General features: G+C 71.1%; 20 protein-coding genes. 12 read left to right on the top strand and 8 right to left on the bottom strand.

Annotated elements, in window-relative coordinates:
- Positions 1-177: 177 nt before the first annotated feature.
- The gene (locus EIY87_RS10405) at positions 178-357 is read right to left on the bottom strand and encodes an LPXTG cell wall anchor domain-containing protein (protein WP_125307442.1); all 180 of its coding nucleotides are present in this window, start codon (positions 355-357) and stop codon (positions 178-180) included.
- An 11-nt stretch (positions 358-368) separates the two neighbouring features.
- Positions 369-1,136, bottom strand: coding sequence for a choice-of-anchor P family protein (locus EIY87_RS10400; RefSeq protein WP_125307441.1), 768 nt, complete (start codon positions 1,134-1,136; stop codon positions 369-371).
- 360 nt (positions 1,137-1,496) lie between these two features.
- Here EIY87_RS10400 and xrtP point away from each other — a divergent pair, with 360 nt between their 5' ends.
- Together xrtP and EIY87_RS10390 are read left to right on the top strand one after the other, a co-directional pair.
- Positions 1,497-2,006, top strand: a complete 510-nt coding sequence (xrtP, locus tag EIY87_RS10395) for an exosortase P (RefSeq protein ID WP_125307512.1) — start codon at positions 1,497-1,499, stop codon at positions 2,004-2,006.
- Complete coding sequence (locus EIY87_RS10390; RefSeq protein ID WP_125307440.1) at positions 2,003-3,379, top strand: glycosyltransferase family 2 protein; 1,377 nt, start codon at positions 2,003-2,005, stop codon at positions 3,377-3,379. The genes xrtP and EIY87_RS10390 overlap by 4 nt, the downstream gene beginning before the upstream one ends.
- Positions 3,380-3,401: 22 nt before the next feature.
- Here the strand turns inward: EIY87_RS10390 and EIY87_RS10385 are convergent, their stop codons facing one another.
- The 3 genes from EIY87_RS10385 to EIY87_RS10375 form a co-directional block, all read right to left on the bottom strand.
- Positions 3,402-5,258, bottom strand: a complete 1,857-nt coding sequence (locus tag EIY87_RS10385) for an N-acetylmuramoyl-L-alanine amidase (protein ID WP_404800028.1) — start codon at positions 5,256-5,258, stop codon at positions 3,402-3,404.
- A gap of 323 nt (positions 5,259-5,581) precedes the next feature.
- Positions 5,582-6,886, bottom strand: a complete 1,305-nt coding sequence (locus EIY87_RS10380; protein ID WP_125307438.1) for a GNAT family N-acetyltransferase — start codon at positions 6,884-6,886, stop codon at positions 5,582-5,584.
- Entirely contained in the window at positions 6,883-7,215 is a 333-nt protein-coding gene (locus tag EIY87_RS10375; protein ID WP_125307437.1) for an ArsR/SmtB family transcription factor, read from the bottom strand. Before EIY87_RS10375 ends, EIY87_RS10380 begins: the two co-directional genes overlap by 4 nt.
- 298 nt (positions 7,216-7,513) lie before the next feature.
- Between EIY87_RS10375 and groES the strand changes: the two genes are divergently transcribed.
- Positions 7,514-7,807, top strand: coding sequence for a co-chaperone GroES (gene groES / locus EIY87_RS10370; protein ID WP_004559922.1), 294 nt, complete (start codon positions 7,514-7,516; stop codon positions 7,805-7,807).
- A gap of 89 nt (positions 7,808-7,896) precedes the next feature.
- Positions 7,897-9,510, top strand: coding sequence for a chaperonin GroEL (groL, locus tag EIY87_RS10365; protein ID WP_125307436.1), 1,614 nt, complete (start codon positions 7,897-7,899; stop codon positions 9,508-9,510).
- A 137-nt stretch (positions 9,511-9,647) separates the two neighbouring features.
- Here groL and EIY87_RS10360 read toward each other — a convergent pair whose 3' ends face one another.
- The gene (locus EIY87_RS10360; protein ID WP_034286049.1) at positions 9,648-9,950 is read right to left on the bottom strand and encodes a WhiB family transcriptional regulator; all 303 of its coding nucleotides are present in this window, start codon (positions 9,948-9,950) and stop codon (positions 9,648-9,650) included.
- Positions 9,951-10,198: 248 nt separating this feature from the next.
- Here EIY87_RS10360 and EIY87_RS10355 point away from each other — a divergent pair, with 248 nt between their 5' ends.
- The 5 genes from EIY87_RS10355 (at position 10,199) to EIY87_RS10335 (ending at position 14,942) form a co-directional block, all read left to right on the top strand.
- On the top strand, positions 10,199-11,104 hold the full coding sequence (locus EIY87_RS10355; protein ID WP_191984041.1) for a MerR family transcriptional regulator: 906 nt from the start codon (positions 10,199-10,201) through the stop codon (positions 11,102-11,104).
- 350 nt (positions 11,105-11,454) lie between these two features.
- The gene (locus EIY87_RS10350; protein WP_125307434.1) at positions 11,455-12,315 is read left to right on the top strand and encodes a hypothetical protein; all 861 of its coding nucleotides are present in this window, start codon (positions 11,455-11,457) and stop codon (positions 12,313-12,315) included.
- 131 nt (positions 12,316-12,446) lie between these two features.
- Complete coding sequence (locus EIY87_RS10345) at positions 12,447-13,043, top strand: response regulator transcription factor (RefSeq protein WP_003073605.1); 597 nt, start codon at positions 12,447-12,449, stop codon at positions 13,041-13,043.
- A gap of 396 nt (positions 13,044-13,439) precedes the next feature.
- Entirely contained in the window at positions 13,440-14,012 is a 573-nt protein-coding gene (locus tag EIY87_RS10340) for a sigma-70 family RNA polymerase sigma factor (RefSeq protein WP_072474704.1), read from the top strand.
- Positions 14,013-14,942, top strand: coding sequence for an anti-sigma-D factor RsdA (locus EIY87_RS10335; protein WP_125307433.1), 930 nt, complete (start codon positions 14,013-14,015; stop codon positions 14,940-14,942).
- Between the two features lie 62 nt (positions 14,943-15,004).
- Here the strand turns inward: EIY87_RS10335 and EIY87_RS10330 are convergent, their stop codons facing one another.
- On the bottom strand, positions 15,005-15,400 hold the full coding sequence (locus tag EIY87_RS10330; RefSeq protein ID WP_086856224.1) for a DUF5319 domain-containing protein: 396 nt from the start codon (positions 15,398-15,400) through the stop codon (positions 15,005-15,007).
- 129 nt (positions 15,401-15,529) lie between these two features.
- On the opposite strand from EIY87_RS10330, the gene guaB reads away from it, so the two are divergent.
- From guaB to EIY87_RS10315, 3 genes are all read left to right on the top strand, one after another.
- The gene (gene guaB, locus EIY87_RS10325) at positions 15,530-17,041 is read left to right on the top strand and encodes an IMP dehydrogenase (RefSeq protein ID WP_125307431.1); all 1,512 of its coding nucleotides are present in this window, start codon (positions 15,530-15,532) and stop codon (positions 17,039-17,041) included.
- 142 nt (positions 17,042-17,183) lie between these two features.
- Positions 17,184-17,708, top strand: a complete 525-nt coding sequence (locus EIY87_RS10320) for a hypothetical protein (protein ID WP_125307430.1) — start codon at positions 17,184-17,186, stop codon at positions 17,706-17,708.
- Between the two features lie 81 nt (positions 17,709-17,789).
- Positions 17,790-18,923, top strand: a complete 1,134-nt coding sequence (locus EIY87_RS10315; protein WP_086856222.1) for a GuaB3 family IMP dehydrogenase-related protein — start codon at positions 17,790-17,792, stop codon at positions 18,921-18,923.
- Positions 18,924-19,073: 150 nt separating this feature from the next.
- Here the strand turns inward: EIY87_RS10315 and EIY87_RS10310 are convergent, their stop codons facing one another.
- Positions 19,074-19,274, bottom strand: a complete 201-nt coding sequence (locus tag EIY87_RS10310) for a DUF397 domain-containing protein (protein ID WP_125307429.1) — start codon at positions 19,272-19,274, stop codon at positions 19,074-19,076.
- Positions 19,275-19,335 lie beyond the last annotated feature (61 nt).

Raw genomic sequence — 19,335 nt, 5'->3', positions numbered from 1 at the left:
CCACATAGACCATTTTTCCTGCTGTGCTGATGATTCCCAATCCGACCACAGCCACGGCCGAATGGCTTCGTACCAACGGTTACGTACCGCGCGGCGATCGGCCTACTTTTGGCCGGATTGGGAATGGCCACCGCGGGGCCGCCGGCGTGCGAGGGGCACACGCCGACGGCCCGTCTGTCACTCCCGCGCCTGGGAGAGACGGCGGTTGCGGCGGTGGACGGCGATCAGCGCGACGGTCCCGAGCAGGACCAGGAGCACGCCGACGGCCAGCCACCACCCGATGTCGGCACCGGTGGCGGCGAGGGTGCCCACCCCGCCACCGGCCACGCCGACCCCGGCGCCCGGCATCTTGTACACGCGGACCTCGCTCAGGCCTGCGTCGCGCGACGGCGGAAGATGCGCGTCCCGACCGGCACCGCGACGGCGCCGAGCAGGCCGAGCCCGATCCACAGGCCGGCACCGGAGGCCAGCGGCATCGGCGGCGCGGCCGGGCCGCAGGTCGCCGACGACACGATGACGTCACCCGAGCCGAGCGAACCGACCACCCCGCCGAGCAGCTTCACGTGGATGGCGTTGACCGTGAGGCTGCCGTCCTTGTTCGCGATCTGCTCGTTGAGGATGACCGTCGCGATGTGGATCCCGGCCAATGCGACCTTGACCTGGGTGTTCGGCGCCGGGGTCGCGTCGACCGCGCCCGCGCTGCCGAGGTTGGCGCCGACCAGCGTGGTGCTGCCCTTGACGCCTTCCTGGGTCGCCGTGCAGACCGCCTCGACGGCCTTGGCGCCGACGTTCGGCCCGAGGGCCTTGAGCAGCGGCAGCCCGACGTCGGCGGTGCTCGCCTTGGCGGTCACCGCGCCGGAGTTGTCGTCGCGCTTGGCCTCGGTGTTGATCACGCCGGTGGTCAGGATCCCGGGCAGGTTCACCGTCGCCAAGCTGTTGCTCGTCGGGCCCGCGGTGTTCGCGGCCGCGAGCGGCCCCGCCTTCACCGCGGGCTGCCCGAGCAGCGTCACGTCGACGTTCACGCCGTACGCGGACCCGTCACCGGGAGCGGCCGACGCGGGGGCGGCGCCGGCGAGCACGACGCTCGCCACGACCGCGGCGAGCAGGCCGCCGCGGCGCACGAGGGAGCTCTTCATCAACTGATCCTCCGAATTCGCTGGAGTTTATCGGGGGTGCGTGACGGCGGCGCGGATCAACCGGCTTGCCTCGAGTCGGCACGCGAATCGACTATCGCGAAGCGGGGCTCGAATAGCACACAAAATTTCCCGAATCACCGGATCGGGTAAGACATGGTGAAGTTTCCGCAGGTCGTTTTGGCATCACTCGGATGGCCTAGCAAGTTCTCGGGGGAAACTGCCGAATGGGCGCCTGAACCACACCTCCGGGTGGAAGCGGGGGCCGGTCGTGTCTTACGCTCGCCCCGGGGTCCGCAGCTTGATCCGAGAATCGACACCGAGAGGAACGTCGTGGCCGTAGCGAGCGCTCCGAACGCAGGTATGGCACGGTTTCCGCTGGTCATCGCGCTGAGCGCGCTGGCGGCCGCGGGTGCCGTGGTGGTGCTGGCCGAGCGGTTCTACCGCGAGCTGGAAGTACGGCTCGCAGGTGCGATCCTCGACGTCATCACTACATCGGGTGTTTATGTGGCCCCGGATCGGGAGTCCGTTTACTTTGGGTTGACGAGTACTGCTCCGTTCGGGTTGAGAATGACGCCGGAATGTTCTTCGGCGTTCCTTTTGCTGCCCCTGCTCGTTGTGACCATGATCATGTTGTACTTCCGCCCCGCGAATGCGAAGCGGCTCTTCTTTTCGCTCGGAATTTCCGCACTCGTCGTCGTGCTGGTGAACCAGTTGCGCATTCTCACCATCGTCGGGCTGGTGCACGCCTACGGCACCGACGAGGGCTACTACTGGGGCCACACGCTGCTCGGCTCGATGGTCAGCGTGTTCGGCGGCGCCGTCTCGCTCGTCCTGTTCGTCTGGCTGGCCACCCGGAAGAAGAAGGCATGAGCGTCAAGGTCCTGCTGGCGATCACGCAGGCGTTCGCGCTCACGATGAGCGTGGCGTTCCTGGTCTACGTGGTCCTGATCGTGGTGCCGTACCTGCGCCGCAAGCCCGCGCCGGTCGGCGACCCGGCCGAGTTCACGTGGCACTTCTTCGTCCCGTGCCGCGACGAGCAGGTCGTCATCCGCGACACGATCCGCTACCTGCGCACGACGTTCCGCAAGGCGCACGTCTGGGTCGTCGACGACGACTCGGAGGACCGCACCGCCCGCGTCGTCCGGATGCTGTGGCGCCGCCACGGCGGCTACGACCCGTACCTGCACCTGGTGCCGCGCACGCGGCCCGAGGCCCGGACCGGCAAGGGCGACGCCCTCAACGCCGCCTACCGCGCGCTGAACGACTGGATGGGCCCGGGCGCCTCGCGCGACGACGTCGTCGTGGTGGTCGTCGACGCCGACGGCCGCCCGGCGCCGAACTGCCTGGAGGTCTGCGCGGCCGACCACCTCTTCGGCGACCCGGCGGTCGGCGCCGTCCAGCTCGACGTGTGGATGAGCAACGTTTCGACGCCGCCGCCGTCGCGCAACCCGGTCGGCCGCTGGTTCGGGTTGAAGCTCGCGCAGCTGCAGGACCTGGAGTTCCGGACGGCGATCGCGGCGATCCAGACGTCCCGCGGCTTCACCGGCACGATCTCCATGGGCGGCAACGGCCAGTTCACCCGGCTCACCGCGCTGGACTCCATCGCGGGCACCGACGAACAGCCGTGGCGCGGCTCGCTGCTGGAGGACTTCGAGCTCGGCGTCCACCTGCTCACGGCCGGCTGGCGCACCGGGTTCACGCCGGATTCCCATGTGGCGCAAGAGGGTCTGTACAGCCTGCGGCGCTTCCTCGTGCAGCGCACCAGGTGGGGGCAGGGCACCATGCAGTGCGCGCGGTACCTGCGCCGGATCTGGGATTCGCCGCACGTCAGCACGCTCGGCGCGGCGGAGATGATGTACTACCTCGCCCAGCCGTGGCTGCAGCTGCTCGGCTCGCTGCTCTACCCGATCCCGTTCGTCCTGCTGGTGGTGAGCACCGCGGGCGACCCGGCGCAGATGTGGACGTGGTTCACCGGCGGCGCCTGGATCCTGTTCGCCATCTACGGCTCGTTCGGCCTGCTGCCGTTCCTCGTCTGGGGCCCGATCTACCAGCTGAAGTGCTTGCGCAGCAGGAACATCCTGCGCGGCATCGGGCTGGGGTTCGCGTACGCGGCCTACATCTACACGTTCTACGTGACGTCGTGGCGCGCGTTGTTCCGGCTGGTGCGCGGCCGCAACGGCTGGGCGAAGACGCGCCGCAACACGGAACAGGCGGCGGGGGCGAAGGTCGCGCTCGACGCGTGAGCGCGACCTCCGCCCGGCCGGCCTAGAAGGCGGGCGCGATCCGGACGTCGTCCGCCTTGACGAACGCGATCCGGTGCCCGAACTGGATCTGCACGTACTTGAGCTTGCCCTTCACGACCACGTGGTCGGCCGGGGCGAACGTCACCGCGTAGTAGTACTCGGAGCCGACCGTGCCCGCCGACGAGTACTTCTGGCCCGCTGAGAGCGTGTACGGCAGCGGCGTGATGGCCTGCACCGGCACGTTCGCGGGGTAGGCCGCCGGCTCCGGGTACGCGCGCCCGAACACCGGCACCGTGGCGAGACCCGGCTTCGGCGTCACGACCCAGCCGATCGCGGGCTTCGCGACCTTGGCGCCGCGCGGGTTGTGGAACCAGCCCTTCTGGCCGAGGTACCAGATCGCCGTCCAGTCACCGCGCACCTCCGCGACGGCGTACTGCTGCCCGGTCGCGACCCGGCTCCCGACGTCCGCAACGTCCATTGTGGACGGCGTACCGTCGGTGTGCAGGCCGATGTCCTTCAGCAGTGGCGAAGCGTCACTCGGCTCGGAGTGCAGCACGACGGCTTCGGAACCGCGTGGCGCGCACGGCGTCCCGGGGCTGTCGCAGCCGGTGAACGCGGGCTGGTTCTTCGCGAAGTCCGGGTCGATGGTGACCAGCGACGAGCCGGGCAGCCCGAACCCGCCGAGCGGCGCGCCCAGCAGGTCGAAGTAGTGCGACCAGTCCCAGTAGGGGCCCGGGTCCCAGTGCATGCCCTTGATGGTCGACGGGACGGTGCCCGGCACGTTGTCGTGGCCGATGATGTGCGCCCGGTCGAGCGGGATGCCGTACTTGCGCGCGAGGTAGCCGACGAGCTTGGCGCTCGAGCGGTACATCGCCTCGGTGTACCAGGTGCCCTTCGCGGCGAAGCCCTCGTGCTCGATGCCGACGGACTTCGCGTTGACGTACCAGTTGCCCGCGTGCCACGCGACGTCCTTGGTCGGCACGTGCTGCGCGATCAGGCCGTCGGTGGAGCGGATCGTGTAGTGCCAGCTCACGTACGTCGGGTCCTGGGCGAGCTTGAGCACGCTGTCCCAGTAGCCCTCGGTGTCGTGGATGACGATGTGGTCGATCTTCTGGCTGGCCGGCCGGTCGGCGAGGTCGTGGTTGCCGTAGTCGTCGTTCGGCAGCTCCTGGTAGGGAGCGGGAACGGACTCGCAGACGACGGTCCGCGGGCACTCGACACCCGCCGGGTTCCCGGGGCGCTGAGGTGTTGTCGTTTCCGGCGCGGCGGCGAGGGTGACCTGCTGGCCGTCGTCGGTGGTCCGGGCGACGCCGGTCCTGATGGTCTCGAAGACCTCGTCGGCGAACGCCTGCGCGGCGTCCCCGGTGGACCCGCTGTACTTCGCGACGGCGTCGTACCAGCCGGTCCGGCCGTTGTGGTACTTCGCGAGCAGCGCGGCGCCGCCCCGGATGTTCTGGGCGGGGTCGGTCCGGAGGGTCTCCGCCGGTTGACCGGTGAGCTGCGCGGCCTCGTCGACGGTCTGCAACCCGGCCGGCGGCGCGGCGGGCCCGGCCTGCGGGTGCAGGGCGGGCCGCGCGTCGTCGCCTCGCGGGTCTTCGGTGCCTTCGTCGTGGTGGGTGGTCGCCACGCCGGCTTCGCGCACGTCGGTGAGGTGCATCGGGCCGTAGCCGGCGGACGTGCTGGGCGTGCCGCCGTTGGTGTCCCAGCGGGACTCCAGGTAGGAGACGCCGAGCAGGACGTTCTCCGGGACGCCGAACTCCTTCGCCGCGGCGGTGAAGTCGCGTTGCCGCTGGCCGGCGGTGTCGGCGTGGGCAGGAGTGGCGAGGGCGGTCGTGAGGGCGACCGCGGCGATGAGCGCGGCCGATCTTGGGAGGGACATGGGCATAAACCCCCAGGGTTCTGGTGCCAGACGTCAGAACCTAACCAGAAACTCACGCTGGGGGTAAGGGGCCGGTCCGACCGCCTGGTCGGCTGCTCGCAACGATGCCGGGAAGTTCGCCAGTCCGGCCCAGTTGTCGACTGCGGAGGCGGTCGGCCAGGCAGATCACGATGCCGTCAGCTGTCTCCGCGGCGAGCTCGGCCAGTGCCTTGCAGAGGCCTGATCGGCGACCGTTGCCTGCCAGCCGTCGGTCGCCACCTCCCGGGCGACCTTGACGGCCTTCTCCATCCGTTCTTGCCTCTTGCGCTCCTTCGCCAACCGGGTTACTTCAAGTGTTTGTCCTGATGCGCTGTGTCAACAGCTGTCTCGTGCGCGAACCCCGAGCGGCCCTCGGCGGGCATGCCGACCGGGTGCCCGACGCCCACCCGGGTACTCCGGCGCTCGATCAGCACGACGTCGCGCCACCGGTCGCGGTGCCTGCCGACGTGGTGGCGGATGCCGATCTCCCGGAACCCGGCTCGCTCGTGCAGCTTCCGGCTCGCCGAATTCTCGGGGAACACCCCGCTTTGGACGGTCCACACCCCGGCGGCTTCCGTCGCGTCGATCAGCGCCTTGAGCAGGGCTTGGCCGATTCCCGAGCGGCGGTGGCCGGGGTGCACGTAGACGCTGTGCTCGACGACTCCGGCGTAAACGCAGCGGGAGGACACGGCGGTGACCGCGGTCCAGCCGGCCACTTCGCCCGAAGGGGCCAGGGCGACCAGCCGGTGCTCGGGGAGGTGGGTGGCGTCCCAGGTGTCCCAGCCGGGGGCGGTTGTCTCGAAGCTCGCGTCTCCGGTGTCGAGCCCGGCTTGGTGGATGGCCAGGACCTGCTCGGCGTGGTCCGCTGTCATCGGGACGACGCGGACGGGCGGGCGGCGGGCTCGGATGATCGCCGAGTGCAGCTTGTCGCCGACCTCGTGCGTCGGCCGGACGTCGATGCCGGCGAAACCGGCCTCACGCAGGAGAGCCCGGTAGCCGTCGGCGGTGAGCGCGCCGCCGAGGCAGTCCACCGCACCGGTTCGGGCCGCGCGTTCGGCGTCGGTGAGCGTGTCGCCGGCCAGGATGTCGGTGACGCCGAGCCGGCCGCCGGGGCGCAGGACGCGGGCGATCTCGGCGAAGACGGCGGGCTTGTCGGGGGAGAGGGCGATGACGCAGTTGGAGATGACGACGTCGACCGACGCGTCCGGCAGCGGAACGCGTTCGATCGTGCCCTTCACGAACTCGGCGTTCGTGACGCCGGCCTGCTCCGCGTGGCGCCGGGCGAGGATGAGCATGTCGTCGGTCATGTCCAGCCCGATGGCGCGGCCGGTGGGGCCGACCCGGCGGGCGGAAAGCAGAACGTCGAGGCCGCCGCCGGAGCCGAGGTCGAGGACCGTTTCCCCCGGGTGCAGGTCGGCGACAGCCACGGGATTGCCGCACCCGAGGCTGGTCGCGGTCACCTCGGCCGGCATCTCTTCGCCGTGGTAGTGGACGGCACCGAGCCGGTCGGTGTCGCCGTCGCCGGTGAGCAGGCCGGTTCCGTCGCCTGCCAGGGCGCGGCGGGCAGCGGTGGCGTAGCGGTCGCCGACGGCGTCACGGTCGGGGGTCATTGCGCGGTCTCGCAGGTGACGGCCGCAAACGGCAGGACTCCGCGGCCCATGACGACGTCGGCAGCGGTCGGGAAGCACGACACGCAGCGACGATTGACCTGGTAGAGCCGGGCCGTGCCGCGTGGTTCGGCGAGCACGAACCGAGCTTCGGTGAGGACCTTCAGGTGGGCGGAGACAGTGGACTGCCCAACGTCGACCTGCTCGACGATCTGCCCGACCGTCATCGGGGCGCCGGAGGAGGCGAGGAGGTTCAGGATCTGCACGCGGGTGGGGTCCGCGAGTGCGCGGAACCAGCCGGCGTAGGTCTCGGCGGTGGCACGGTCCAGCACGGCAACCCCTTTCATCGTTCATCGACGATAAACGATGAAAGGGGTTGGGGGAAGCCTCAGGACGCGGCGGTCTGTTCAAGGAGGACGTCTCCACGGAACCATCGCGGAACAAAAGGCCGGGTCAAGCCCCTGCGTGCCGCATTCCGGCACGCCGGGTGGACCCTCCTTGCGAAGCTGGCACTCACGTGGCTAGAGTGCTAATCGCACGGCCCGACAGCCCCGGCACCCGCGACGGCGGGGGTGGTAGAGCCGTAACCACATCCTGCCAACGCTTTCGACGACCGTGGAGGTCAACCCGGTGAGCGTGAACATCAAGCCGCTCGAGGACAAGATCGTTGTCCAGACGAGCGAGGCCGAGGAGACGACCGCTTCCGGCCTCGTCATCCCCGACACCGCCAAGGAGAAGCCCCAGGAGGGCAAGGTTCTGGCCGTGGGCCCGGGCCGGATCGACGACAAGGGCAACCGCGTTCCGCTGGACGTGAACGTCGGCGACGTCGTCATCTACTCGAAGTACGGCGGCACCGAGGTCAAGTACAACGGTGAGGACTACCTCATCCTGTCCGCCCGCGACGTGCTGGCCGTCATCAACTGACGTCCGCTCGCAGCGCATGACGCCCCGGGCCCCGCAACACCGGGGAGCGGGGCGTTCTTGCGTTCAGAGAAAGGTAAGCGGAACACGCTATGCCCAAGCAGATCAGTTTCGACGAGGACGCTCGTCGCGCGCTGGAGCGCGGGGTGAACAAGCTCGCCGACGCGGTCAAGGTCACCCTCGGCCCGCGCGGTCGCCACGTCGTGCTCGACAAGAAGTTCGGCGGCCCGACCATCACCCTCGACGGCGTGACCGTCGCCCGTGAGGTCGAGCTCGACGACCCGTTCGAGAACCTCGGCGCGCAGCTCGCCAAGAGCGTCGCCACCAAGACCAACGACGTCGCCGGCGACGGCACCACGACCGCGACCGTGCTCGCGCAGTCGCTGGTGAAGGTCGGCCTGCGCAACGTCGCGGCCGGCGCCAACCCGACCTCGGTCGGCCGCGGCATCGAGGCCGCCGCGGAGAAGGTCATCGAGGTCCTCAAGGCCAAGGCCACCCCGGTCAAGGGCCGCGAGAACATCGCCCAGGTCGGCACCGTGACCTCGCGCGACGCCAACATCGGCGCCCTGCTCGGCGAAGCCGTCGAGAAGGTCGGCGAGGACGGCGTCATCACCATCGAGGAGTCGTCGACCCTGGCGACCGAGCTGGTGATCACCGAGGGCGTCCAGTTCGACAAGGGCTTCCTCTCGGCGCACTTCGCGACCAACCCGGAGGAGCAGAAGGCGATCCTCGAGGACGCCTACGTCCTGCTGCACCGCGAGAAGATCTCGGCGCTGGCCGACCTGCTCCCGGTGCTGGAGAAGGTCGTCGAGGCCAAGAAGCCGCTGCTCATCATCGCCGAGGACGTCGACGGCGAAGCGCTGTCCACCCTCGTGGTGAACTCGCTGCGCAAGACGATCACCGCCGTCGCGGTCAAGGCGCCGTTCTTCGGCGACCGCCGCAAGGCGTTCCTGGACGACCTCGCGGTCGTCACCGGCGGCGAGGTCATCTCCGCGGAGATCGGCCGCAAGCTGGCCGACGTCGACCTCGGCGCGCTGGGCAAGGCCCGCCGGATCGTCGTCACCAAGGACGACACCACGATCGTCGACGGTGACGGCACCAAGGACGCCATCGCCGGGCGGGTCGCGCAGATCCGCAAGGAGATCGAGACCACCGACTCCGACTGGGACCGCGAGAAGCTGCAGGAGCGGCTCGCGAAGCTCGGCGGCGGCGTCGCGGTCATCAAGGTCGGCGCGGCCACCGAGACCGAGCTGAACGAGCGCAAGCACCGCATCGAGGACGCCGTGGCTTCGACCAAGGCGGCCGTCGAGGAGGGCATCCTGCCCGGCGGTGGCTCGGCGCTGGTGCACGCGGTCAAGGAGCTCGACGGCGACCTCGGCCTCTCCGGTGACGAGGCGACCGGTGTCCGCATCGTGCGTGACGCCCTGACGGCCCCGCTGTTCTGGATCGCGACCAACGCGGGCCACGAGGGCGCGGTCATCGTCAACAAGGTGCAGGAGCAGGGCTGGGGCCACGGCTTCAACGCCGCCACCGGCGAGCTGACCGACCTGCTGGCCGCCGGCATCGTCGACCCGGTCAAGGTGACCCGGTCCGCGGTGGCGAACGCCGCCTCGATCGCGCGGCTCGTGCTGACGACGGAGTCGTCGGTCGTCGAGAAGCCGGCCGAGGAAGAGCCCGCCGCGGCGGGCCACGGCCACTCGCACTGACCGGTTTCGCATGTTCGTGAAGGCCACCTTGAGGAACGACAAGTTCCTCAAGGTGGCCTTCACGAACTTGACCGGGCCCCGAACAGCACGAAGGGCGGCACCCCACCCGGTGCCGCCCTTCGATGTCGGTGGGGCGCTCAGCCGCCGGACATGCTGAGCGCGCGTTTGTCGGCCTTGATGAGGTGCTCGCGTTCGGACTCCGAGAGCCCGCCCCAGATGCCGTAGGGCTCGTGCACCGCCAGCGCGTGGCTGCGGCACATCTCCAGGACGGGGCAGCTCAGGCAGACCGCCTTCGCCCTGGCCTCCCGCCGTGCCCGCGCCGGGCCGCGCTCGCCGTCCGGGTGAAAGAAGGACGCGCTGTCCATCCCCCGGCACGACCCTTCGAGCTGCCAGTCCCACATGTCGGCGTTGGGTCCTGGGAGCCTGCGCGTGTCTGCCATCCTGACCGCCTCCGTCAATCGGTCGATGCCGCTAGCTGCTCTGCTGTGGTGCCGATACTCCATTCGGTGCAACGGCCGTAACGTTAGAAGCGCGCCAATAGTTGTTCAAGCGATCCGGCCCGATTCAGCCGTTAGGCATCCCCCGGATGTGTGAGCAGGCATTTCGCCTCCGGTTGCCGACTCCGCTGAGTGCCTGGATATTGAGGCTCGTGGGAGCTGGGTCGGGCACCGAAGAACCCACCCTGCCGGTGGCCTCGGTCGCCCGCCGGCTCGGGGTCGCCCCGTCCACCCTCCGAACCTGGGACCGCCGCTACGGACTGGGCCCCAGCCGCCACACCGACGGCCGCCACCGCCGCTACGGCAGCTCCGACATCGGCAGGCTCGAACTCATGCAGCGCGCGCTCCTCAGCGGCGCTTCGACCGCCGAAGCCGCGAAGTACGCCCTCGAGCAGATGCCGCGTTCCGGACCACCGCAGCCGGAGGAACCTTCGGAGCCCGCCGACGCGGCGGTGGCCGACGACGGCTCGGAGGTCCGCTCCCGGCTCGCCCGCCGGCTGAGCACGGCGGCGCTGGCGATGGACGTCGGCGCGGTGCAGCGCATGCTCGCGGACACGATCACCGAACTCGGCGTGCTCCCCGCGTGGACCGGCGTGCTCGAGCCGGTGCTGTCGGCGCTGGGCGCCCGCTGGCGCGGGGCGAGCGCGGGCGCGGAGGTCGAGTACCTGCTCGCGGAGTGCGTGTTCGCGGCGCTGGTGCGCGCCACCCCGGTGCTGGACGAGCCCCGCAACACCCGCCCGGTGCTGCTCGGCTGCGTCCCGGAGGAACGCGATTCGATGCCGATGTACGCGCTGGCTGCGTCGCTGGCCGGACGCCGGATCGGCGCCCAGCTCTTCGGCGTCCCGCTGCCGGCGGACGTCCTGGCGGTGGCGGTGCGGCGGAGCGCGCCGGCGGCGGTGGTGCTGTGGGCGAACCGGCGCGGCGTCGCGGACACGCGGTTGTTCGCGCGGGTTTCGCGCGGGCGGCAGCGGAGCCGGCTGTTCGCGTGCGGGCCGGGCTGGGACCCGGCGGCGCTGCCGGACAAGGTGGAGCTGCTGCCCGATCTGCCGGGTGCGGCGGACCGCATCGAGCACGTCCTGGTGGGTGGGCGCCGGTAGCCGCGCCTTTTGTCTGGCCGCGGCCCGCTCGGCGGCAAAGTCGGGCAGCACGGGCGATCCGCCCATCCGCGATGTCATGAAAGGGTCGTTCACCTCGCCAGACGACATGAACGACCCTTTCATGACATCCCTGCGACGCCGGGCAAACCACGCGGCCAGGCGCTCTGCCCCCGGTCGCCCGCTCGTCGGCGCGACCTTGCCAAGACCGGGCCCCGGCGAAGCCAGACCAGGGCATCCGCAACCCGAACACCAGGCCCAGCAGTCACATCAGTCACCGCTCCCGTCGGCCGGCCGGTGGGACACGGCAGTTCGATCATGTTTCTGTCGGTGGGAACCGCTAGAAAGGACGGGTGCACGAACCCGCCTTGAGGGCCGCCGCGTTCGGGAGTGATCCGCTCCCGGACCCCGCCGTGCTGCGCGGCGGCGGTAGCGGCAGCGGCAAGGAGCGCCTGCTCGCCGCGGTCGTGCTCGGCGCGCAGGGTCGGTACGCCGCCGCGGCCACCCTCCTCGGCCGCCTCCGCCACGACGCCGACCCCGTGACAGCCTCCCTCGCCGCCACCACCCTCGCTTCGCACCGGCGGCAGCTGGGCGGGCATCGCCTGGCCCGCGCGCTCGACGGTGAGGCGCTCGCCAAGGTCGCCGGCCTCGAGTCCGAGCCGGACCCCGACGGCCTCGACGCGGCCGGCGCGCGGGCCGATGCCTTCCTCGGCCTGGCCGCCGACAACCTCGCCTTGGGCCGGCAGCAGGCCGCCCGGCGGCTCGCCGCGCGGGCCGCGGAGGAGCACGCCGGGTGGCGGGCCTGCGTCCGCGGCGGCTGGGTCGGTGCCGAGATCGAGCTCGCCGCAGGTCACGGCGCCGCCGCCGTCGCGCCCGCCGAGCGCGCATTCCAAACGGCGGTCGCGCGGGGTGCGCGGCGGCACGCGGTGAAATCCGGGATTGTGCTGGCTGTCGCCGTGCGGGCAGCCGGGCGTCCCGATCACCGGGAGATTTCGGACGGTCTTGTCGGAAACGCGTTGGCGACCGCCGAGGAATGCGAACTGCTTTCACTTTTGTGGCCCGCCGCCCTCGTCGCGGCCGACCTGCGCCCAGGACACGCCGAGGAGTATCGATTCAGAGTCGCCCAGGTGTTGCACGCAGTGTTACGAAGCGCAGATCCTTGCGGGAGGAGGATCGCGGGGGAATCGCCATGGGTGCCCGACCCGGGTGGTTGAGCCGTCGGAATGGGGTGTTCCGGCATCCGGGCTAAGAAACTTCAAAAAAAGCCACCGGATCGTGTCAAGGTTCGGGCTAAAGCGTCCGATAGGGGAAGTGGAATGTCACCCGGCTGCAGGAAGGAAACCCCGTGACGACGGTCTTGATCTGCGATGACCGACGCAGTGTCCGTGAAGGGCTCACCCGAGTGATGTCCGCGGTCCCTGGGGTCAGTCGCATCGACTGCGTAGCGCACGGTGACGAGCTGCTGGCCCGGTACTCCCGTCAGCCCGTCGACGTCGTGCTTGTCGGGACGCAGCGCGCGGTCCCGACGGGTGTCGAAGCCACCCGGCGGCTCGTCTCGGCCAACCCCCAGGCGAACGTCATCGTCTTCGGCGCCCCGGACGACGCGGGCAGCATCGCCGCCGCGATCGCCGGCGGCGCGCGCGGCTACCTCCGCTGGGACGCGTCCCGGCCGGAGCTGGTCGCCGCCCTCGCGCACACCCTCGCGAGCACTTCGGTGCCCGCGCCCCGTCAGCCGTCCGACCCGGGCGTCCAGCTGACCGAGCGCGAGCTCCAGGTGCTCCGCGGGATGAGCCAGGGCAAGAGCAACGGCCAGATCGGCCGCGAGCTCTACCTGTCCGAGGACACGGTGAAGACCCACGCCCGGCGGCTGTTCCGGAAGCTCGGCGTGCGCGACCGCGCGCAGGCCGTGGCCCACGGCTTCCGCCGCGGCCTGGTCAGCTGACCCGTCCCCGCGGCAGTTCTCCCCGATCCTGACACGGCCGGAATACAGGTGACGACGGGCCAGGGCGCACCGCCCTGGCCCGTACCTGTGTGGTCCCCATCACACTCCGGCGCCCGATGAGGCAGCCCCCGCGGCCGATCGCCGCCGCGGCACCCGTCCCTCCGACGGATCTCGTACCTGAGGCCCCGTTCGCTCGTTGAATCTTCGACCAAGGCCGCAGGGTTGCAGGAAAATCCGTATTTTCGCGGCTTCGGCACGCACGGCGCGCCGGGGAACCCCGCGCGCGTCGGCCCGGAGCGGGCCGAAGGTACGGTAGCGGTCACCGGTTCGAGGTGGAGGCGACCACGGGCCGGGTTCTTTGCACACCTACACGTAACACTGGGACTGTTGTCTGCGATGGCCAATGTGGGGGATGGACTGGATGAGCCGGTCGCCGCTGCTGTCGAGGGAGATCCCCAGGCAGTGGAGCGGCTGCTGGCTGCTATCCGTCCACTGGTAGTGCGGTATTGCCGCGCTCGGGTTGGCAGGCAGGAGCGATCGTTCGCTTCGGCGGACGACGTTGCGCAGGAGGTGTGTCTCGCGGTGCTCACGGCATTGCCCTCGTACCGCGATCAAGGCCGCCCGTTCCTGGCCTTCGTCTACGGGATCGCCCAGCACAAGGTGGCCGACGCGCATCGCGCGGCGGCGCGCAACCGAGCCGAGCCGGTCGCCGAAATCCCCGACGAGATCGAAGGCGGGGTCGGCCCCGAGCAGCGCGCGCTGCAAGGTGAGCTGAACGAGCGGATGTCCCAGTTGTTGCAGGTGCTGCCGGACAAGCAGCGGGAGATCGTGGTGCTTCGCGTGGTTGTCGGCCTCTCGGCGGAGGAGACCGCGGACGCGGTCGGCTCCACCCCGGGTGCCGTCCGCGTCGCCCAGCACCGCGCCCTCGCGCGGCTGAGAAAGGTCCTGGCCGCGGAGGAGGTGATCTGAGTGACCGGTCACGAGAGAGGGTTCGAGCCGGATGACGTCTTCGGCAGTGGCCTGACGGCGTCGGAGGCGGAATTCGCCGCCGACCTGTCCGCCGTGCAAGCCGATGACGCGCTGCTCGACGCGCTCGGGGGGTCCGACCCGGCGCTGGCCGACGGCCTCGGCGACCAGGAGCTCAACGCGTTGCTGGTGGCGTGGCGAAGAGACATCGACAGCGAGCCGCTGGCCGAGCTCGTCGACGTCGACACCGCCGTGCGCACCGTCAGTACCGCCGCTCTCGCGAAGCGGCACGCCTCGAGCGGACGCCGCCGCAGGCTGCTCGTCCCGATCGCCGTCGCCGCCGCCGTGCTGGCGATCGCGTTCACCGGGACCGGGCTGGCCGCGCGCTCCGCGGAACCGGGCGACACCCTCTGGGGACTCGCGAAGGTCCTGTACTCCGACCACACCCGCTCGGTCGAGGCCGCCGCGAACGCGAAGCTCGACCTCGAGAAGGCGAACCTGGCCATCGCCGGCGGCAACCTCGACGCCGCGCGCGAAGCCCTCGACGCCGCCCAGGCCGCGCTGTCGCAGGTCAGCGACGAAGACAACCGCGACCAGCTGATGGAGCAGCACCGGCAGCTCGCCGCGCAGCTCTCCAAGCCCGAAGCTCCCGTCCAGGGCCCGATCCAGACGTCGGTGCCGCCGGCGCCGCCCGGCGCGTCGTCGACGCAGGTGCCGCCGGCGGGCTCGGCGACGTCCATCCCGGGCAGCGGCAGCGGCACCACCAGCCTGCCCGGCAGCGGGACGCCGACCCCGACGCCCCCGCCGCCGACCACCGAGACCCCGACCCCGACGCCCACCCCGCCGCCGACCACCACGGGCGCGACGGGGAACGAGCCCGGTACCCCGCGCAGCGAGACCGTGGGCGGGCAGCAGAGCGTCAGCGGCGAATAACGGCTGCGAAAAAAGCCCTGGTGAGCAAACTCACCAGGGCTTTTTCGTGGGCGGAGAGGCGCTCAGTAGGCGCTTTCGTTGGCCGTCACGCCGTCGGCGAAGCCGCGGCAGTAGTCCCAGCTGACGTAGTCGCCGGGGTTCGGGTCGTAGGCCGGCTCGTGCGGGCGCATCCGCCCGTCGGCCAGCAGCTGCTCGAGGCTGGCCCGCAGCAGGTGCCAGTCGTGGTAGTGCGGTTCGTCGCATTCGCCGCAGTCGACGACGATCCCGCGTACCCCGCGGGGCTCGAGAAGCGCCTGGTAGACGGCGAGATCCGAGAGGTCGGCCAGCAGTTCGGTGCGTTCGGAGTCGCTGATCGGCTCGTCCAGCCGGTCCTCGTCGTCGCCGAAGGCGCGGGCCGGGTCGTCCGGGTCGTCCGCGAACGGGTCTGGGGGCAGGACATCGTGCGCCACGGCCTGCACGGTACCCGGCGGTCGCGACGGCTCGCCCACCGCCCGGGGCGGGCGCGGCGCCCGGATATCATGAGGAGAAGGCTCCGAGTCGCCACAGCGACCCCGCTCATCCCGCGCCAGGAAGGCCCTTCACCCGCTATGACCAGCGACGGCACCACCGCTCCCGTTCCGGCCAAGTTCGCCATGCTCGGCCTGACCTTCGACGACGTGCTGCTGCTGCCGGCCGAATCGGATGTCGTTCCCAGCACCGTCGACACGAGCTCCCGGCTGACCCGGAACATCACCCTCGGCGTCCCCCTGGTGTCCGCCGCGATGGACACCGTCACCGAGGCGCGCATGGCGATCGCGATGGCCCGCCAGGGCGGCATCGGCGTGCTGCAGCGCAACCTGCCGATCGACGAGCAGGCCGCCGCGGTCGAGGTCGTCAAGCGCTCCGAGGCGGGCATGGTCACCGACCCGGTCACCTGTTCGCCGGACGCGACGCTGGCCGAGGTCGACGCCCTGTGCGCGAAGTTCCGCATCTCCGGCGTGCCGGTCACCGACGCGGCCGGGGCGCTGGTGGGCATCATCACCAACCGCGACATGCGGTTCGAGGTCGACCACAGCCGCCCGGTGTCCGAGGTGATGACGAAGCCGCCGCTGGTCACGGCCCAGGTCGGCGTCTCGGCGGACGCGGCGCTCGGGCTGCTGCGCCGCCACAAGATCGAGAAGCTGCCGATCGTCGACGGCGCGGGCAAGCTGCGCGGCCTGATCACGGTCAAGGACTTCGTGAAGACCGAGCAGTACCCGAAGGCGACGAAGGACCCGGACGGCAGGCTCATCGTCGGCGCCGCGGTCGGCGTCGGCCCGGACGGCCACCAGCGCGCGATGGCGCTGGCCGACGCCGGGGTCGACGTGCTGATGGTCGACACCGCGCACGGCCACTCCCGCGCGGTCGTCGAGACCGTCTCGCTGCTGAAGAAGGAGCTGGGCGACTCGGTCGACATCGTCGGCGGCAACGTCGCGACGCGGGCGGGCGCGCAGGCCCTGGTCGACGCGGGCGCGGACGGCATCAAGGTCGGCGTCGGCCCGGGCTCCATCTGCACCACCCGGATCGTGGCGGGCGTCGGCGTGCCGCAGATCTCGGCCATCTACGAGGCCGACCTGGCCGCGCGCCCGGCGGGCATCCCGGTCATCGGCGACGGCGGCATCCAGTACTCGGGCGACATCGCGAAGGCCATCGCGGCCGGCGCGTCCACGGTGATGCTGGGCAGCCTGCTGGCCGGCACCGCGGAGTCGCCCGGCGACCTGATCCTGGTCAACGGCAAGCAGTTCAAGGTCTACCGCGGCATGGGCTCGCTGGGCGCGATGCAGTCCCGCGGCCAGGCCAAGTCCTACTCGAAGGACCGCTACGCCCAGGACGACGTGCTCAACGAGGACAAGCTGGTCCCGGAGGGCATCGAAGGCCGCATCCCGTTCCGCGGTCCGCTGGCGAACGTCGTGCACCAGCTGGTCGGCGGCCTGCGCGCCGGCATGGGCTACGCCGGCGCCGAGACGATCGCGCAGCTGCAGGACGCGCAGCTGGTGCGGATCACCGCGGCCGGCCTCAAGGAGAGCCACCCGCACGACATCACGATGACGGTCGAGGCGCCGAACTACACGACGCGGTAGTTCTTCCCGCTACGGCAAGCAGCGTGGCCCGCACTCCGCACCGGCCGGAAGTGCGGGCTTTTCGCTGAGTCACCGTGACCTAGCGTGCTTACGGTAATCGGCCTATCGCCTTGCGTGGCGGTCGTGGTGTGCACTGAGGAGCATGACGGTCGGCCGCTTGACGCGGGTGCTGCGCGCGGTGTTCTTCCCGGCCGTCGCGCTGGTGTCGCTGTTCCTCGGCGGCATCGTCTGCCTGATGTGCCAGGTCCTCGCCGGGCGTGACGCGCCGACGCACCGCGTCGAGGGGTTCGTGGTGTCCCACGAGCGCGGCGCGCTCCCGGTCGGCGGGGAAGGCGGGCTCAGCCACACGCTCTCGATCGTCGCGGGCGGCCGGGCGTACCGCGTCACCGCCGTCGACCCCGGCCTCGACCTGCCGGCCGGCCAGGCGGTGGTGCTCGACGTCTCCACGGCGGACGGCGGCATCGCCTACCTCCGCGCGGGCGGCGGCGTGGTCGACCTGCGCCCGGGTGTCGTGCGGCCGGTCCTGCTGATCGCCGCGGCCCTGCTCGCCCTGGGCGCGGTGTACTTCGGCGCGGTCCGGCTCAACGTCCACCCGCCGGTGGCGACCTGGCTGGCCCTGGCGCTCGGGGCGGTGCTGGCGCCGATCGCGGTCTTCGTCCGGGTGTAGTGCCACCCCCGTGCGCGGGTCACCCACGCGGACTAGCGACAATGGGGCACGGCAGATTGTCGTCGTCGGAGGAGGCTTCACGTGCGGGACCTGGTCGAGATCGGGATGGGCCGCACCGCGCGGCGGGCGTATGACCTCGACGACGTCGAGATCGTGCCGTCACGGCGGACCCGGTCGTCTTCGGTGGTGTCCACCTCATGGCAGATCGACGCCTACCGCTTCGACCTGCCGCTCGTGACGCACCCGACCGACGCGATCGTCTCGCCCGGCACCGCGGTCGCCGTCGGCGAGCTGGGCGGGCTCGGCGTGCTCAACGCCGAGGGCCTCTGGGCGCGGCACGCGAACGTCGAGGACGCCATCTTCCAGCTGGTCCGCGCGGCCGAGGACCTCGAGGACCCGACCGCCGTCGGCCGCGTGCTGCAGGAGCTGCACGCCGCGCCGATCCGGCTCGACCTGCTGAGCGAGGCCATCAAGACGGTCCGCGAATCCGGCGTCACGGTGGCCGCGCGCGTCAGCCCGCAGCACGCGGCCGAGCTGACCCCGGACCTGATCGCGGCCGGCGTCGAGATCCTGGTCGTGCAGGGCACGATCATCTCCGCCGAGCACGTGCAGCGCGACGCCGAGCCGCTGAACCTCAAGGAGTTCATCGGCCGCCTCGACGTCCCGGTGATCGCCGGCGGCGTCAGCGACTACCGCACGGCGATGCACCTGATGCGCACCGGCGCGGCCGGCGTCATCGTGGGCCACGGCTACACGCCGGGCGTGACGAGCACCGACCGCGTCCTCGGCATCGGCGTCCCGATGGCGACGGCCATCATCGACGCCGCGGCCGCCCGCCGCGACTACCTCGACGAGACCGGCGGCCGCTACGTCCACGTCCTGGCCGACGGCGGCATGACGACCTCGGGCGACATCGCGAAGGCCATCGCGTGCGGCGCGGACGCCGTCATGCTCGGCTCCCCGCTGGCCGCCGCGCAGGACGCCCCCGGCCAGGGCCTGTACTGGACCGCGGCGGCCGCGCACCCGTCCCTCCCGCGCTCGCGCGTGGCGGCGGGGCCGGACTACGCGGTCGACCTCAAGACCCTGCTGTTCGGCCCGTCCTCCGACGCGGAGGGCGTGGTGAACCTGTTCGGCGCCCTCCGCCGCGCGATGGCGAAGACGGGTTACTCGGACCTCAAGGAGTTCCAGCGGGTGGGCCTCACCGTCCGTCGGTGAGGCGCGGCGTCCCCCGGAGGAGTGGGTCCGGACGCACCCAATGTGGCGTTCGGTGCGTTGGACGCACCCAACGCCACATTGGGGCGCATCCGCCGACCGCCGACAGGAGCCGGCGGCCATCGGACCTCAAGGAGTTCCAGCGGGTGGGCCTCACCGTCCGTCGGTGAGGTGGTCGAGGAACGCGGTGAAAGCGGTCCTCGAGAAGACGAGCACCGGGCGGGCGGCCAACCCCGCCTGCTTGGTGTCCCGCACGCCGACGACGCCGGGACCGGTGCCGACCTCGACGCAGGCGTTCTCCTCGAAGTGGCTGTGGCTCGACTTGCGCCAACCGGTGAGCTTTCGTGGGCTCATCGTGGTGCCTCCTGGGATCGTGTCCCGACCGGCGGTGTGTCGCCGACGTGGACATCGAGCA

Source organism: Amycolatopsis eburnea (assembly GCF_003937945.1).
GTDB lineage: Bacteria > Actinomycetota > Actinomycetes > Mycobacteriales > Pseudonocardiaceae > Amycolatopsis > Amycolatopsis eburnea.
The sequence above is the reverse complement of the archived record's forward strand: the minus strand, read 5'-3'. Positions and strand labels throughout refer to the sequence as shown.

Excerpts from the sequence above, each read along its gene's own strand:
- EIY87_RS10310 (WP_125307429.1), bottom strand. The coding sequence starts at position 19,274 with ATGAGCCCACGAAAGCTCACCGGTTGGCGCAAGTCGAGCCACAGCCAC.
- EIY87_RS10390 (WP_125307440.1), top strand. The coding sequence starts at position 2,003 with ATGAGCGTCAAGGTCCTGCTGGCGATCACGCAGGCGTTCGCGCTCACG.
- guaB (WP_125307431.1), top strand. The coding sequence starts at position 15,530 with ATGACCAGCGACGGCACCACCGCTCCCGTTCCGGCCAAGTTCGCCATG.
- EIY87_RS10400 (WP_125307441.1), bottom strand. The coding sequence starts at position 1,136 with ATGAAGAGCTCCCTCGTGCGCCGCGGCGGCCTGCTCGCCGCGGTCGTG.
- EIY87_RS10340 (WP_072474704.1), top strand. The coding sequence starts at position 13,440 with ATGGCCAATGTGGGGGATGGACTGGATGAGCCGGTCGCCGCTGCTGTC.
- EIY87_RS10385 (WP_404800028.1), bottom strand. The coding sequence starts at position 5,258 with ATGTCCCTCCCAAGATCGGCCGCGCTCATCGCCGCGGTCGCCCTCACG.
- groL (WP_125307436.1), top strand. The coding sequence starts at position 7,897 with ATGCCCAAGCAGATCAGTTTCGACGAGGACGCTCGTCGCGCGCTGGAG.
- xrtP (WP_125307512.1), top strand. The coding sequence starts at position 1,497 with ATGGCACGGTTTCCGCTGGTCATCGCGCTGAGCGCGCTGGCGGCCGCG.
- EIY87_RS10380 (WP_125307438.1), bottom strand. The coding sequence starts at position 6,886 with ATGACCCCCGACCGTGACGCCGTCGGCGACCGCTACGCCACCGCTGCC.
- EIY87_RS10320 (WP_125307430.1), top strand. The coding sequence starts at position 17,184 with ATGACGGTCGGCCGCTTGACGCGGGTGCTGCGCGCGGTGTTCTTCCCG.
- EIY87_RS10360 (WP_034286049.1), bottom strand. The coding sequence starts at position 9,950 with ATGGCAGACACGCGCAGGCTCCCAGGACCCAACGCCGACATGTGGGAC.